The sequence below is a fragment of the Streptomyces sp. NPDC051740 genome, assembly GCF_044453165.1.
GTDB classification, from domain to species: domain Bacteria; phylum Actinomycetota; class Actinomycetes; order Streptomycetales; family Streptomycetaceae; genus Streptomyces; species Streptomyces atrovirens.
In genome coordinates this window covers 247,409-262,853 of sequence record NZ_JBITCL010000010.1, presented here as the reverse complement: position 1 = coordinate 262,853, position 15,445 = coordinate 247,409, and the positions used below count along the sequence as shown (strand labels likewise).

Below are 15,445 nucleotides of genomic sequence, written 5' to 3'. Positions count from 1 at the left end.
CGGTCCGTGCGGGGGAGCTTCGCCAGGTCATCCCTCGCCGAGCGGCCGGGGGTTGGGCGTGACGCGCTTGTCCTTCGGGCGTCCCGGTGGTTGCAGGAACAGCGCCACGAACCCGGCGAAGATCGAGATGCAGCCCGCCAGGGTGAAGGCGCCGTTGTGGCCCCAGGCGCCGACGACCACGGTCCCCATGCCCGCGCCCAGACCGGAGACGAGCTTGGAGCTGTAGACCATCCCGTAGTTGGTGGCGTTGTTGTCCTCGCCGAAGTAGTCCGCCGTCAGCGCCGCGAACATCGGGAAGATGGCACCGCCGCCGAAACCGGAGACGGCGGAGAAGAGCAGGAACAGCGGCAGGTTCCTGATCTCGGCCGACCAGATGATGCCGAACTGGGCGAGGCCGAGGATGGCGCACACGTGGAGCAGGCACTGCTTGCGGCCGTAGAGGTCGGAGAGCCAGCCGATGACGCCGCGCCCGGTGCCGTTGACGATCGCCTTCAGCGACATCGCGGTGGCCACGATGCCGGCCGCGAAGCCCGCGTCCTCACCGATGTCGACCTGGAAGGCGATACCGAAGATGTTCACGCCGGAGGTACAGGCGAGACAGAACCACATCAGCGCCACCCGGCCGGTCCTCCACGCCTCCATCGGGGAGTACTGCTTGACGGCCGGGGGGTTCTTCTCCAGCGAACGCCGGGCCCGCGGGTCGTCCGGCGGGTTCAGCGGGTCGACGGCGGCCGGCCACCAGTTCTTCGGCGGGTCCCGGAAGCAGAAGCCGGCGAGAGCCACCATGGCGGCGAGGAAGACACCCGCCGAGACCAGCACCCAGCGGAAGTTGGAGCCGTCCATGTAGCCGTGGAAGATGAAGACGAACGGCACCGAGCCGTAGGCGAAACCGCCGTTGACGAAGCCGGTCTTGCCGCCCCTGCGCTCCGGGTACCACTTGCCGACCATGTTGACGCAGGTCGCGTACACCATGCCCGCGCCCATGCCGCTGAACACGCCGAACCCGATGAAGGCGAACGCGACGTGCGGCGCGAACGCCAGCGACAGATAGCCGAGCAGCGTGCCGGCCGAGCCCAGCATCATCGCCCACCGCGCGGGCAGTCTGCCGCTCTCCCGCAGCCGCCCCGCCGGGAAGGCGACCGCGGCCTGGCAGAACACCCAGGCGGTCATCATCCAGTAGACGCTGCCGCTGGACCACTGGTGGGCCTCGTGGAGCGTGTCCTCGGCGGACGCGAACGCGTACTCGGCGGAGGAGATGCCCATCATGCCGATCCAGGGCAGGATCACCATCCACTTGCGCTTGCGCCCCATGATGTCGATGTCGGACTCGCCCACGCGGTAGACGCGCCCGTTCCTGTCGGTCACCTCCCGGTAGGCGGCGACCCGTGTGACATCGGTGGTTGTCATGTCGTTTGCACCCCTGGCGTCGAAAGTTCTGGCCAGCGCCCCCTGTCCAATGCCTTTCGTGCGCACGCGGGTTTCCGGGGCCGGCCGACGCGCACCCGTCGGCCGGCCCCTCGCCGCTCACCTCATGAGCCGCCCCCGGCATCCCGCCCGTCTCCCACCGCCGTCCTGGCGGCGGGGCCTTCGGCCCCCAGCTTCGACGCGGCCCGCGCCCACCGGTACTTGGCGCCCAGCACGGCCACCGGCTTCTCGGTGGTGTACGGGTACGCCACGACCCCGCGTTCGAAGAGGTACTGGCAGGCCTCCTCCACCTCCACGTCGCCCGCCAGGGACGCCACCACCGGCTTCTCGATCCCGCGCTCCCGGAACTCGGCCACCACCCGCGCGGTGAGTTCGGCGAACACCATGGGAGGAGTGACGATCGTGTGCCAGTAACCGAGCACCAGGGCGTGGATGCGCGGGTCCCCGAGACCCAGCCGGATCGTCGCCTCGTACGTCGACGGCGGCTCCCCGCCGGTGATGTCCACGGGGTTGCCCGCGGCCCCGAACGGCGGGATGAACTCCCTGAACGCCGCGTCCAGATCGGCCGGGATCTCCATCAGCGACAGCCCGTTGTCCGTCACCGCGTCCGACAGCAGCACCCCGCTGCCGCCGGCCCCGGTGATGATCACCACGTTGTCGCCCCGCGGCGTGGGCAGCACCGGCAAGGCGCGCGCGTACTCCAGCATGTCGTTCAGACCCGGTGCCCGGATGACGCCCGCCTGCCGCAGGACGTCGTCGTACACCGCGTCGTCGCCCGCCAGCGCGCCGGTGTGCGAGCCCGCGGCCTTCGCGCCCGCCGCCGTACGCCCCGCCTTCAGCACCACGACCGGTTTCTTCGGTACGGTCTCCCGCGCGGCCTCGACGAACGCGCGCCCGTCCTTGAGGTCCTCCAGGTGCATCGCGATGCACTCGGTGTGCGGGTCCTCGCCGAACCAGGTCAGCAGGTCGTCCTCGTCCAGGTCCGACTTGTTGCCGAGGCCGACGATCGCCGACACACCGGTTCCGGTAGTGCGCGCGAAGCCCAGGATCGCCATCCCGATGCCGCCCGACTGGCTGGTCAGCGCCACCCCGCCCTTGACGTCGTACGGCGTGCAGAACGTGGCGCACAGGTCCTGCCAGGTCGAGTAGTAGCCGTAGATGTTGGGCCCGAGCAGCCGGACGCCGTGCCGCTCGGCGACCGCCACGATCTCGTCCTGGAGTTCGTGTTCACCGGTCTCCGCGAACCCGGAGGGGATCAGTACGGCGTTCGGGATCCGCTTGCGCCCCACCTCCTCCAGCGCCGAGGCCACGAACCTGGCGGGGATCGCGAAGACCGCCACATCCACCTCACCGGGCACGTCGGTGACACTCCTGTACGCCTTGCGGCCGAGAATGTCATCGGCCTTGGGGTTCACCGGATGGATCTCCCCGGCGAAGCCGCCGTCGACGAGGTTGCGCATCACCGAGTTGCCGATCTTGCCCGGCTCGTTGGAGGCCCCGATCACGGCCACCGAACGCGGCTGCATCAGCCGGCGCATGGAGGCGAGGATCTCCTCGCGCGAGTAGCGGCGCCGCTCCTTCGGCTGCCCGGTGGAGAGGATCACGCGGATGTCGGCGGCGACCGCTCCGTCCGCGGTGGCGATCACCGGGTTGAGGTCCACCTCGGCGATCTCCGGGAAGTCCGCCACCAGTCGCGACACCCGCCGGATCTGCTCGGCGACCGCCCACCGGTCCACACCCTCCTGACCCCGCACCCCGCGCAGGATCTCCGCCGACCGGATCGAGTCCAGCATCGACAGCGCCTCGTCGGAGTCCACCGGCGCCAGCCGGAACGTGACGTCCTTCAGCACCTCGACGAGCACCCCGCCGAGCCCGAACGCCACCACCTTCCCGAACGTCGGATCGGTGACCGCGCCGACGATGACCTCCTGCCCCTTCGGCAGCAGCTCCTGCACCTGCACGCCCTCGATGCGCGCATCCGGGGCGTACGCCCGCGCGTTCTCGACGATCCGGCAGAACGCCGCCCGTACGTCCGCCGCCCCCTCCACCCCGACGATCACACCGCCGGCGTCGGTCTTGTGCAGGATGTCCGGTGACACGATCTTCATCACGACGGGCCCGCCGAACCGCGCCGCGTACGCCACGGCCTCGTCGACATCGGCGGCCAGCTCCTCGCCGGGTACGGCGATCCCGTACGCGTCGGCGATCATCTTGCCCTCGGGCGCGGTGAGCGCGGTACGGCCCTCGGCGCGCACCGAGTCCAGCAGCGCCCGGATCCTCGGCGCCCGGTCCTCGGCCATCACGTCAGATCACCCCGTTCGACTTGAGCAGGTGCAGCTCCTCGTCCCCGAGGCCCAGTTCACCGACGTAGACCTCCGCGTTGTGCTCGCCCAGCAGCGGGGAGGCGACCACGTCCACGGGGGAGTCGGAGAGCTTCAGCGGGCTGCCGACGGTGACGAACTCGCCGCGCTCGGGGTGCGGGACGGTGACGACCATCTCGTTGGCGACCAGTGAGCGGTCCTCGATGATCTCCCTGGTGGACAGGATCGGCCCGCACGGGATGTTGTGCGCGTTCAGCCGTTCCAGCACCTCCCACTTGGGCAGGGTCGAGGACCACTCCTCGATCAGCTGGAACATCTTGTTCAGCTTGGGCAGCCGGGCCTCCGGCGTCGCCCACTCGGGGTCGTCGGCCAGTTCCGGCCGGCCGATGAGCTCGCTGAGCGGCTTCCAGCCGACGGGCTGCACGATGACGTACACGTAGTCGTTCGGGCCGCCCGGAGCGCACTTCACCGCCCAGCCCGGCTGGCCCCCGCCGGACGCGTTCCCGGAGCGGGGAACCTCGTCGCCGAAGTCCTCGTTGGGATATTCGGCGAGTGGACCATGGGTCAGGCGCTGCTGGTCGCGCAGCTTCACCCGGCAGAGGTTGAGCACCGCGTGCTGCATGGCCACGTTCACCCGCTGCCCGCGCCCGGTGCGCTCCCGCTGGAACAGGGCGGCGAGGATGCCGGCCACCGCGTGCACACCCGTGCCCGAGTCCCCGATCTGGGCCCCCGTCGCCAGCGGCGGCCCGTCCTCGAAACCGGTGGTCGACATCGACCCGCCCATGGCCTGGGCGACGACCTCGTACGCCTTGAAGTTGGTGTACGGGCCGTCCCCGAACCCCTTGATGGAGGCGTAGACGATCCGTGGATTGATCTCCTTGACGCGGTCCCAGGTGAACCCCATCCGGTCGATCGCGCCCGGCCCGAAGTTCTCGACCATGACGTCCGAGCGCCGGATCAGCTCGGTGAGGATCTCCTTGCCGCGCTCGGTCTTGGTGTTGAGGGTGATGCTCCGTTTGTTGCAGTTGAGCATCGTGAAGTAGAGGGAGTCGACGTCCGGCAGGTCGCGCAGCTGCTTGCGCGTGATGTCGCCGGTCGGCGCCTCCAGCTTGACGACGTCCGCGCCGAGCCAGGCCAGCAGCTGGGTCGCGGAGGGGCCGGACTGGACATGCGTCATGTCGAGGACGCGGATGCCCTCAAGTGCCTTGGGGGTCATGGGCGTGCACCTCACTTGTACATGGTCTGGTTCATGGTTCCGGGGGCGTACGCGTCGGGGTCCACCCAGACGTTGATCAGCGAAGGCTTGCCGGACTCACGGGCCCGGCGCAGGGCGGGGCCGATGTCGGCGGGATCGCGGACCTCCTCGCCGTGACCGCCCAGCATCCGCGCGAACTCGTCGTACCGGACGTCGCCGAGGGTGTTGCCGACCCGCTCCCGGTCCTTGCCGTACTTGGCGGCCTGGCCGTAGCGGATCTGGTTCATCGAGGAGTTGTTGCCGACGACGCCGACGAAGGGGAGGTCGTAGCGGACGAGGGTCTCGAAGTCCCAGCCGGTGAGGGAGAAGGCGCCGTCGCCGAAGAGCGCGACGACCTCCTTGTCGGGCCGGGCCTGCTTGGCGGCGAGCACGAAGGGGACACCGACGCCGAGGGTGCCGAGCGGCCCCGGGTCCATCCAGTGCCCGGGTGACTTGGGCTGGACGACCTGCCCGGAGAAGGTGACGATGTCGCCGCCGTCGCCGATGTAGATCGAGTCCTCGGTGAGGAAGTCGTTGATCTCGCCGACCAGCCGGTACGGGTGGATGGGCGAGGCGTCCGACCGGAGCTGCGGCAGTCGCTTCTCCAGGGCGCTCTGCTCGGCGGCCCGCAGCTCGTCCAGCCACTCCTTGCGCCGGGACGCACCCCCGTTCACCCGCCCGGAGGCGGCTTCCGTCACCGACTTCAGCACCAGCCCCGCGTCGCCCACGATCCCGAGGTCGATGTCGCGGTTCTTGCCGACGGTGCGGTAGTCGAGGTCGATCTGCACGACGGTCGCGTCGGGGGAGAGCCGCTCGCCGTAGCCCATGCGGAAGTCGAAGGGCGTACCGACGATCACGATGACGTCGGCGTTGGAGAAGGCGTACCGCCGGGAGAGCTGGAAGTGGTGCGGGTCGCCGGGCGGGAGCGTGCCGCGTCCCGCGCCGTTCATGTACGCGGGGATGTTGAGCGTGCGCACCAGCTCGACGGCCGCCTCGGTGCCCCGGGTCGTCCATACCTGGCTGCCGAGCAGGATCGCCGGCTTCTCGGCGTGCACCAGCAGATCGGCCAGCTTCTCGACCGCCTCGGGATCGCCGGCCGACCGGGTCGAGGCGCGGTACGCGCCCTGCCGCGGCACGCGCGCCCTGGACACCGGCACCTTGGCGTCCAGCACATCGCGAGGGATCTCCAGGAAGGAGGGGCCGGGGGCGCCGTGGTAGCACTCGCGGAAGGCCATCGACACCATGTCCGCCGCCCGCGCCGTGTCGGGCACGGCCGCCGCGAACTTGGTGATGGGGTTCATCATGTCGACGTGCGGCAGGTCCTGCAGCGACCCCATCTTGTGCTGGGTGAGAGCCCCCTGACCGCCGATCAGCAGCATCGGGGACTCCGCGCGGAAGGCGTTGGCGACCCCGGTGACGGCGTCGGTCGTCCCCGGGCCTGCGGTGACGACCGCGCAGCCGGGCTTGCCGGTGACGCGCGCGTAGCCGTCGGCGGCATGGGCGGCCACCTGCTCGTGCCGTACGTCGACGACCTCGATGCCCTCGTCGACGCAGCCGTCGTAGATGTCGATGATGTGGCCGCCGCACAGGGTGTAGATGCGGTCGACGCCCTCGGCCTTGAGGGCCTTGGCGACGAGATGACCGCCTGAGATGACGTCCTGGGTGTCGTCGGGCATGGCGAAGTCCTTGTCCCTTCCTAGGGGGTGGGGAACGCTCTCGCGGTACATTGCATACAGTCGACGAATACTGTATGAAGCTTGTTATCCCGCATCCGATGGGTGGTGTCCAGGGGTGCGCGGCACTTTTCGGTCGCCCGTCTCCGGCCCTCCTCGGACCTTCCGGCGACTTCGCAGACAGGAGCCGAGATGGACCTGTACGAACACCAGGCAAGGGAACTCTTCGCGGAACACGGCATCGTGGTGCCGTCGGCCGAGGTCACCGACTCGCCCAGACAGGCCCGCGAGATCGCGCGCCGACTGGGCGGCCGAGTGGTCGTCAAGGCGCAGGTCAAGACCGGCGGACGGGGCAAGGCGGGCGGCGTCAGACTCGCCGTCGACCCGGCCGCCGCCGAACTCACGGCACGCCGGATCCTCGGCATGGACATCAAGGGCCACACGGTCGGCACGGTGATGCTGGCCCGGCCCGTCGACACGGAGGAGGAGTTCTACGTCTCCTACGTCCTCGACCGCGCCGCCGGACGCTTCCTCGCCATCGCCTCCGCCGAGGGTGGCATGGACATCGAGGAGGTCGCCGCGACCCGCCCCGGGGCGGTCGCCCGCGTCCCCGTCGACCCGGCCGAGGGAGTCACCCTGGCGACGGCGTCCCGTATCGCCGAGGCGGCCGGACTGCCACCACAGACGGTCGACACGCTCGTCCGGCTGTGGGACGTCCTCGTCCGCGAGGACGCCCTGCTCGTCGAGGTCAACCCGCTCGTCCGCACCCGCGACGGCCGGATCATGGCGCTCGACGGCAAGGTCACCCTCGACGACAACGCCGTCTTCCGTCAGGCACACCGGTACGCCGAGGACGACGGCCGCCACGACCCGCTGGAGGCCGCCGCGGCCGCGAAGGGCCTCAACTACGTCAAGCTCGACGGCGAGGTCGGCATCATCGGCAACGGCGCCGGACTCGTCATGTCACCCCTTGACGTGGTGGCCGGCTGCGGAGCCCGCCCCGCCGACTTCCTCGACATCGGCGGCGGCGCCTCCGCGCAGATCATGGCGGACGGACTGTCGGTCGTCCTCGCCGACCCGTCCGTGAAGTCCGTCTTCGTCAACGTCTTCGGCGGCATCACCGCCTGCGACGCGGTCGCCGACGGCATCGTCCGCGCCCTGGACACCGTACGGCTGACCAAGCCGCTCGTCGTACGGCTCGACGGCAACAACGCGGCCCGGGGACGGGCCGTTCTCGACGAGCACCAGCACCCGCTCGTCGAACAGGTCACCACCATGGACGGCGCCGCGAGCCGGGCCGCCCACCTCGCCACCACACCCTGAGGAGACCGGACGACATGGCGATCCACCTCACCAAGGAGAGCAAGGTCCTCGTCCAGGGCATGACCGGCGGCGAAGGCATGAAGCACACCCGGCGGATGCTCGCCGCCGGCACGAACGTCGTCGGCGGGGTGAACCCGCGCAAGGCCGGCCGCAGCGTCGACTTCGAGGTCCCCCGGAGCCCGAACGGTCCGGGAGGTGCCCCCGGCGCGGTCCCCGTCTTCGGCTCGGTCGCCGAGGGCATGGACGCGACGGGAGCCGACGTCACCGTCGTCTTCGTACCGCCCGCCTTCGCCAAGTACGCCGTCACCGAGGCCGCCGACGCCGGCATCGGCCTCGCGGTCGTCATCACCGAGGGCATCCCCGTCCACGACTCCGTCGCCTTCCTCGCCCACGCCCGGCACAAGGGCACCCGCGTCATCGGCCCCAACTGCCCCGGCCTGATCACCCCCGGCCAGTCCAACGCCGGCATCATCCCGGCCGACATCACCAAGCCGGGCCGTGTCGGACTGGTCTCCAAGTCCGGCACGCTCACCTACCAGCTCATGTACGAACTGCGGGACACCGGCTTCTCCACCTGCGTCGGCATCGGCGGCGACCCCGTCGTCGGCACCACCCACATCGACTGTCTCGCCGCCTTCCAGGACGACCCCGACACCGACCTGATCGTCCTCATCGGCGAGATCGGCGGCGACGCGGAGGAACGCGCGGCGGCCTACATCCGCGACCACGTCACCAAGCCCGTCGTCGGCTACATCGCCGGCTTCACCGCCCCCGAGGGCCGCACCATGGGCCACGCCGGCGCGATCGTCTCCGGATCGTCCGGTACGGCGCGGGCGAAGAAGGAGGCGCTGGAGGCGGCCGGGGTCAGGGTGGGCGCCACGCCCACGGAGACGGCCCGGCAGGTGCTCGCCGTCCTGAACGCCGACCACTGAGTCCCTTCGCCACGTCCCCTTTCTCTCGACCGTGCACCGAGAGCGGAGCGAACCACATGCCACCCACCCTCACCCTCAAGTCCGGCACCTCCTGGACCGACGCCTGGCAGCGCTGCCTCACCGTCGCCCCCGAGGCCTTCCGGGACGACCGCGTCCTCAACCTCTGGAACGCCGCCTGGCAGGCCGACGGCCGGGCGCTGCCCGCCGTCAGCCCCGTCGACGGCGGTCCCGTCGCGGGCCCGCCGCGCCTGGACCGGGTCACCGCCCGGCAGGCCGTGCGCGCCGCGCTCGACCGGCACCGCGCCTGGCGGCACGTCCCGCTGCCGGAGCGCCGCGCCCGCGTCGCCGCCACCCTCGACGCCCTCACCCAGCACCGCGAACTCCTCGCGCTCCTGCTGGTCCGGGAGATCGGCAAGCCCTGGCGGCTCGCCCGGGCGGACGTCGACCGCGCCGTCGACGGCGTGCGCTGGTACGTCGACGGCATCGACGGCATGCTCGCCGGCCGGGCCCCGCTCGACGGGCCCGTCTCCAACCATCGCGAGCTGGAACTACCCGATGAGCGTGCTCGTTCACGCATTGCTGGTACAGGCACTGGCAGGCAACGCGGTCATCGCCAAGACCCCGACCGACGGCGGCGTCGCCTGTCTCACCCTGGCCTCGGCGCTCGCCGCCCGCGAGGGGATACCCGTCACCCTCGTCAGCGGCAGCGGGGGCGAGCTGTCCGAGGCGCTGGTGCGGGCGCCCGAGGTCGGCTGCGTCTCCTTCGTCGGAGGCCGCGACACCGGCGCCGCCGTCGCCACGGCCGTCGCCGACCTCGGCAAACGGCACATCCTCGAACAGGAAGGACTCAACACCTGGGGCATCTGGAACCACTCGGACTGGGACACCCTGAGCGCGGTGATCCCCAGACTCTTCGACTACGGCAAGCAGCGCTGCACGGCCTACCCGCGCTTCGTCGTCCAGCGACGGCTCTTCGACGACTTCCTGGCCGCCTACCTCCCCGCGGTCCGCACACTCAGGGTCGGCCACCCGCTCGCCGTCGAACACCCCACCGACCCCCACCCGCGCCTGGACTTCGGGCCGGTGATCAACACGGCCAAGGCGAAGGAGCTCCACGACCAGGTCGCCGAGGCCATCGACCGCGGCGCCGTCCCGCTGCACCGGGGCACGCCGTCCGACGCCCGCTTCCTGCCCGGCCAGGACACCTCGGCGTACGTCCAGCCGGTCACGCTGCTGAACCCGCCCCGGTCCTCCCCGCTGCACCACGCGGAGCCGTTCGGCCCGGTCGACACCATCGTCCTGGTCGACACGGAGGCGGAACTGCTGGCCGCCATGAACGCGTCCAACGGCGCACTGGTGGCCACGCTCTCCACGGACGACCGGTCCACCTACGACCGGCTGGCCCCGCACATCCGCGCCTTCAAGGTCGGCCACGGCGTCCCGCGCTCCCGCGGCGACCGCGACGAACTGTTCGGCGGCTTCGGCGCGTCCTGGCGCGGCGCGTTCGTCGGCGGCGACCTCCTGGTCCGCGCCGTGACCCGGGGCCCGGCCGGAGAGCGCCTGCCCGGCAACTTCCCGGAGTACCAGCTCATGCCCTGACGCACGTGACCGCCCGGACACACACCGTGCACCCCGCCCGCCACCGCCCGGAGGGACGGAAAACGCAGGTGAAAGGCGCTGCGAAACCTTGGTATGGTTGTCCATGTCGCCGCGGGGGGAACACCCCGCCGAGGCGGCGGACACCTTGTCCGGGTGGCGGAATGGCAGACGCGCTAGCTTGAGGTGCTAGTGCCCTTTATCGGGCGTGGGGGTTCAAGTCCCCCCTCGGACACGCATTCCAGCGGTAAGCGTGCGAGGGCCTCGACCTGACGGTCGCGGTCCTCGTCGCGTTGTCGTGACTGACGGTGATCCCCAGGTCGCGCAGCAGCACGGCCAGGATGTCGCCCGGCGCCCGTGAGGTCGTGTCCGAGGCGCCGCGCAGGTCCACATACATCTGCCCGTCGGGGAAGTCGCGGGCCAGTTCATGTCCGAGCCGCACCGCCAACGCGGTCTTCCCGACTCCTCCACGGCCCCACAGCGTCACCACCCGCAGCCGGTCGGACCGTCCTGCGCCACGTCGCCTCCACCGCTTCGGCAGTCCAGGTCCCAGGACCAGCCTCCGGATGTGCTTGACCAGCTCCCATCTCCCGGTGAAGTGATCCGTCGCTGCCGGAAGCCGGCGAATCGCGGTAGGTGCCGCGTGATCGGGTGCCCCGCCGACGGCTCCGTCTCCCTGGAGCACGGTGGTCGCCGGCAGAGGCACCGCGCTCCGTTCGGGCCGCGGGAGGCCGGAGCCCGCACACCGCCGCCCCGCCGCGGCCGGTGCCGCCGGCAGGCCGGCTTCCGCTCGCCCGCAGGCGCCGCGCCACCTCGAGGGGCTTCGCCGAAGTCCACCCCGGCGAGCCGAAGTCGGTGGACACTTCCGTGATAGGTGGGGGTGCCGAACGACGGGGGGCGGGAGCGGTGCGCAGGCGGGGTGCGTGGACGGGGCCCGCAGTGGCGGGCGCTGCCGCGGTGGTGATGGCGGGGCTCGGGCTGGTGACCAACTACGCGAGTGCCTCGGTGCCCGGGTGGGCCACCGGGTCATGGGTGGTGTGGCTCGTGTTCGCGGTTCTGCTGGCAACCGCCGTGGGACTGCTGTTGTGGGGCCGGCACTTGGACGGCGAGGGGCCCGCGGCACGGCTGACGTCGGTGGACCGGCTGGCCGGGAGCCGGCACGGCTCACTGCGGTACCCGTATGTGGAGCGGGTACGCGGCCGGGAGGCGGAGTTGGCCGTCCTGACCAGGATGCTGCGCCGACCGCAGGACGAGTTCGCGGTGGTCTGTGGAGCCGGCGGGCTGGGCAAGACCACGGTGGCCGCGCAGCTGGCCGCCCAGGCGGAAGAAGACGGCCGGCAGGTGTTCTGGGTGCGCTGGCGCGACTCGGTGGATCTGGCACAGCAGATGACACGGGTGGCGGCGGCCCGCGGGCTGTCGGAGGCCGATCTGTATGGCAGCCTCCGGAGTGAGCTCAGTACCACGCCGTGACGCGCATGGGTGACGCCTGCGGACCCCAAGGCCACTGAGCAGTGGGGTGAGGACGCCCCGTTGAAGGTCGACGACCACGGCGGTGACGCCCTGCGCTCCGTCGTCCACTCCACCGCGCACGAATGGCGGAGTACCCTGCGGAACGCAATGCGCGCATCCGGGCGGACCCTCGCCTCATCCCTGACCGGGATGTGTCCCGAAGCTGAGCGAGCCCACGTTGCCGGCCTGAACCACCGGGCCGTGCTGCACGCCCCCGCTGATCACATTGCGGACATCCGCGACCTGTCGGTTTCTTCGATCGGGTGTCAACTCGTCAAGCATTGCCTGAAGTTCGGCGGCAGCGGCTGGATCGTCCAGCAGGGAACGCCGCAACCGCGTACGCCACTCCGCCTCGACATCCAAGGCGGTCCGCTCGTCGCCGGACTCCAGCGCCGCCACCAGTTCTCCGCGCGAGGTCTCCAGCTCTCCCTGGATCGCGCTCTCCTCACCGCCGTCACGGCGCGAGAGGAACGAGACGATGCGGTCGCGAGCCCGCGTCCAGGAGTCCGCCGCCATCTGCTCGACGAATGCCGTGGCGCCCGCGGCAGCGAGTGTCATCAACTCCGGTTCCACCAAACCCCCTTCGCGGCAGCTGAGGCGACCAGGGTACCCCTGGGGCCGATGCTCCACGGCGCCGATGCGCTGACGTACGTCGTGCGCTCATCGGCGCACGGGCGGCGACGCCTGCTCACCACATCCACCGGGATCGCGGAATCCTGATCGTTCGCCCCGACTCCGCCCTCTTGATGATCACGGAACAGTGGATCCAGCCGAACACGGATATGGTCGCGAACAGGAGTGCGAACGCCTCAAGGAGTGCTGCCGCAGCGAATACGCGCAGGTGCCCGAGCATCACGAGCACACTTTCAACCAGCAAGACCCACAGGTTCCAGCGTCGCTTCCTGCGGATGACTCGTACGTAGTCGGTTAATCTACGCTGATCTGCCACTCGCTGGGCGTCCTCCGCATCAAGGACGCGTCGTTGGCGCTCTTCCCAACGGCGTCGCAGCTCCGCTGACTCTCGGCTCATCGGGGCGGCGGGCGAGCTGAACACCACGTCGCCGTGGATGACCCCGGACTGCACCACGTGTCCTGCGACGTCGCCGCTCAACTCATTGTGTATGGACGGCTGTTCGCTCATGAGGCGAAAGATACGCCTGCGACTCACAAGATCACCATCGGAGGTGGCGGATGGTGCTGCCGGACAACGGTTCTCCCTGGCCGTTCCCGCAATGGGTACCGCGCTACGCCGCGATGCGCGTGGGAGACGCCTGCGGCTACGGCGCAGGGCTCCGGCGCCGCGCCGACGGGTGACGTGCGCTTCGCGGTGGCCCGTTCCACCGGGGTGCCCGCCGACACCGCCGTCGGTCGGCTTGCGAGAACGTTTCGCCGAACCGTTGAAACCGAGACGGTTGATGGTTGATGGTTCATCCAAAGCTCCGTCCCACCGGAGCTCTGACCGGAAGGAACCACGACCATGAAGAGCAGACCCGGGAAACTGGCGCTGGGCGCCATGGCGGCCGTCGCTATGAGCCTCGCGCTCCCGGCAGCCCCCGCCTTAGCCACCGAGGAGATCGACTGCGGCGCCGGCACGGATGCCGTGCGGCTGACGTACCTGGAGAACGGTACGGAGCACAGCCGGTGCTGGACCGGACCCGGTGACATCCCGCTCGGACAGGGCGGGGTCACTTCCTTCTCCTCGGGCGGCCACGAGGTGGTCGTCTTCTGGAGGACGAACTCGGGATGGGACGTCGCGGTCCTCCCGCCCCACACGCCGGCCCCGTTCACCGGCGCCGGCACCCACTACGTCTACGGTTTCCACGTCAGGTAACCGCTGACGGCGGCCGGCCGGTCCGTCCGCGCAGGGCGAGCCGGCCGGCCGCGACGCCCTCGCCGCTGGACAGGCGGGTTCCGTACGGGAGCGTCCGGACGCGGGGCGGACGTCAGACGCCGAGCGTGCGGAAGAAGGCGCGGACGTCGGCGACGAACGCCTCAGGCTGCTCCAGTGCGAGGAAGTTGCCGCCGTGCTCCAGCTCGGTCCAGTGGGTGATGTGGTGGTCCCGCTCGGCGAAGCGGCGGATGGCGACGTCGGTGTGCAGGGCGACGGCCACGCCGGTCGGGACGGTGCCGGGCGCCTTCGGGCCCCAGGCGCCGGCGTCGTGGCCCGCCTCGTAGTAGAGGCTCGCCGAGGAGCCGGCCGTGCCGCTGAACCAGTAGACGCTGACGTTGGTCAGCAGGCGGTCGCGGCCCACGGCGTCCTCGGGGAGCTCGGCGGCGGGGTCGGTCCATTCCTTGAACTTCTCCACGATCCAAGCGAGTTGGCCGACAGGCGAGTCGTGCAGTCCGTAGGAGAGGGTCTGCGGGCGGGTGGACTGGATGGCGTTGAAGCCCATCTTGTCCTGCTGGAAGTCCTCCAGCCGCGCCAGCCGCTCCTTCTCGGGCCCGGTCAGCCCTTCGACCTCGGCGGGATCTCCGGAGGGGAAGGTGACCAGACCGTTGACGTGGATGCCGACGATCCGGTCGGGTGCCCGGCGCCCCATCTCGGCGGCGATCCAGGCGCCGCCGCCCGTTCCTCCAGGCGTACATCGTGGCCGTGCCCTCCGACCGTCCGGTCCCGACCGTTTCCGCGGATGTGCTGACCACCCCGGTCTCCGCCTGCCGCGACCGGGAGCGGCTGCGCTTCGGCTACCCGGACCACGCCGGATCCCCCTCCCGCCGTGTGGTGGAGCCGTATCGTGCGGTGAACTGGGGACGGCGTTGGTACCTGGTGGCGTGGGACGTCGAGCGCGAGGACTGGCGGACCTTCAGGGCCGACCGGATCCAGCCCCGCACCCCGACCGGACCGCGCTTCGCCCCGCGTGAACCGCCCGGCGGCGACATCGCGGCGTACCTCTCCCGACGGGTGTCGAGCGCGGCCTGGCGCTACCGCACGCGGGTGACCGTCCGCGCCCCGGCGGCGGCGGTGGTCGAGAAGATCAACCCCGCGGTCGGCACGGTCGAGGCGATCGACGCCGACAGCTGTGTCCTGACCACCGGTGCGGACACGGTGCAGACCCTCGCCGTCCATCTGGGCATGCTCGACTTCGACTTCGACGTCACCGAGCCCGTGGAACTGGTCACCCACCTCCGTCGGCTCGCCGACCGCTACGCCCGCTCCACACCGCCTGCCCGCTGAGGCGGAAGGACCCGCCGGACCCGCGAGGACCGGTGTCAGCCGGATCCGCCGCCACCGGGGCGGATCCTCCGAGCCTGACGTTCGACGCCGGTGAGCTCGGTCTTCCTTGACCGGCTCAGCGCGTTCGGCGGTCCCGCCGACGTCGAGGGCGCGGCTGAGGCGTTCGGCGGGGTGCCGAAGACCTCCGCGCGCAGTCGCCCGCCGTCCGTCTCGGAGGTCGGCCGGACGGGGAGGTCCGGCCGGGGACGCGTCCGTGC

12 protein-coding genes, 1 tRNA gene and 1 pseudogene are annotated in these 15,445 nt (G+C 70.8%); 7 read left to right on the top strand and 7 right to left on the bottom strand.

Features of this window, described 5'->3' with window-relative positions; genetic code table 11:
• Positions 1-27: 27 nt before the first annotated feature.
• The 4 genes from ACIA6T_RS19330 to ACIA6T_RS19315 all read right to left on the bottom strand — a co-directional run bounded on the left by ACIA6T_RS19330 (position 28) and on the right by ACIA6T_RS19315 (position 6,656).
• Positions 28-1,407 carry an OFA family MFS transporter gene (locus ACIA6T_RS19330; protein WP_399447684.1) on the bottom strand — a complete coding sequence of 460 codons (1,380 nt, stop codon included), beginning with the start codon at positions 1,405-1,407 and terminating at the stop codon, positions 28-30.
• Between the two features lie 122 nt (positions 1,408-1,529).
• Complete coding sequence (locus ACIA6T_RS19325) at positions 1,530-3,725, bottom strand: acetate--CoA ligase family protein (protein WP_399447683.1); 2,196 nt, start codon at positions 3,723-3,725, stop codon at positions 1,530-1,532.
• Between the two features lie 4 nt (positions 3,726-3,729).
• Complete coding sequence (gene frc, locus ACIA6T_RS19320) at positions 3,730-4,962, bottom strand: formyl-CoA transferase (protein WP_399447682.1); 1,233 nt, start codon at positions 4,960-4,962, stop codon at positions 3,730-3,732.
• 11 nt (positions 4,963-4,973) lie between these two features.
• Positions 4,974-6,656 carry a thiamine pyrophosphate-binding protein gene (locus tag ACIA6T_RS19315; RefSeq protein WP_399447681.1) on the bottom strand — a complete coding sequence of 561 codons (1,683 nt, stop codon included), beginning with the start codon at positions 6,654-6,656 and terminating at the stop codon, positions 4,974-4,976.
• A gap of 189 nt (positions 6,657-6,845) precedes the next feature.
• Here ACIA6T_RS19315 and sucC point away from each other — a divergent pair, with 189 nt between their 5' ends.
• The 5 genes and pseudogenes from sucC to ACIA6T_RS19290 all read left to right on the top strand — a co-directional run bounded on the left by sucC (position 6,846) and on the right by ACIA6T_RS19290 (position 11,974).
• On the top strand, positions 6,846-7,976 hold the full coding sequence (gene sucC / locus ACIA6T_RS19310; RefSeq protein ID WP_399447680.1) for an ADP-forming succinate--CoA ligase subunit beta: 1,131 nt from the start codon (positions 6,846-6,848) through the stop codon (positions 7,974-7,976).
• 14 nt (positions 7,977-7,990) lie between these two features.
• The gene (gene sucD / locus ACIA6T_RS19305; RefSeq protein WP_399447679.1) at positions 7,991-8,908 is read left to right on the top strand and encodes a succinate--CoA ligase subunit alpha; all 918 of its coding nucleotides are present in this window, start codon (positions 7,991-7,993) and stop codon (positions 8,906-8,908) included.
• A gap of 56 nt (positions 8,909-8,964) precedes the next feature.
• A pseudogene (locus ACIA6T_RS19300) lies at positions 8,965-10,507 on the top strand (aldehyde dehydrogenase family protein).
• A gap of 147 nt (positions 10,508-10,654) precedes the next feature.
• Positions 10,655-10,739: transfer RNA gene (locus ACIA6T_RS19295), tRNA-Leu, on the top strand.
• A gap of 704 nt (positions 10,740-11,443) precedes the next feature.
• Entirely contained in the window at positions 11,444-11,974 is a 531-nt protein-coding gene (locus ACIA6T_RS19290) for an AAA family ATPase (RefSeq protein ID WP_399447678.1), read from the top strand.
• Positions 11,975-12,148: 174 nt separating this feature from the next.
• On the opposite strand, the gene ACIA6T_RS19285 is transcribed toward ACIA6T_RS19290, so the two are convergent.
• Positions 12,149-12,586 carry a hypothetical protein gene (locus ACIA6T_RS19285; protein ID WP_399447677.1) on the bottom strand — a complete coding sequence of 146 codons (438 nt, stop codon included), beginning with the start codon at positions 12,584-12,586 and terminating at the stop codon, positions 12,149-12,151.
• A gap of 115 nt (positions 12,587-12,701) precedes the next feature.
• Complete coding sequence (locus ACIA6T_RS19280) at positions 12,702-13,154, bottom strand: hypothetical protein (protein WP_399447676.1); 453 nt, start codon at positions 13,152-13,154, stop codon at positions 12,702-12,704.
• 336 nt (positions 13,155-13,490) lie between these two features.
• Here ACIA6T_RS19280 and ACIA6T_RS19275 point away from each other — a divergent pair, with 336 nt between their 5' ends.
• On the top strand, positions 13,491-13,844 hold the full coding sequence (locus tag ACIA6T_RS19275; RefSeq protein WP_399447675.1) for a hypothetical protein: 354 nt from the start codon (positions 13,491-13,493) through the stop codon (positions 13,842-13,844).
• Positions 13,845-13,956: 112 nt separating this feature from the next.
• On the opposite strand, the gene ACIA6T_RS19270 is transcribed toward ACIA6T_RS19275, so the two are convergent.
• Positions 13,957-14,553: a hypothetical protein gene (locus ACIA6T_RS19270; RefSeq protein ID WP_399447674.1), complete on the bottom strand. Its 597-nt coding sequence runs from the start codon at positions 14,551-14,553 to the stop codon at positions 13,957-13,959.
• A 53-nt stretch (positions 14,554-14,606) separates the two neighbouring features.
• Here ACIA6T_RS19270 and ACIA6T_RS19265 point away from each other — a divergent pair, with 53 nt between their 5' ends.
• On the top strand, positions 14,607-15,188 hold the full coding sequence (locus tag ACIA6T_RS19265) for a helix-turn-helix transcriptional regulator (protein ID WP_399447673.1): 582 nt from the start codon (positions 14,607-14,609) through the stop codon (positions 15,186-15,188).
• The last annotated feature ends 257 nt before the right edge of the window (positions 15,189-15,445 follow it).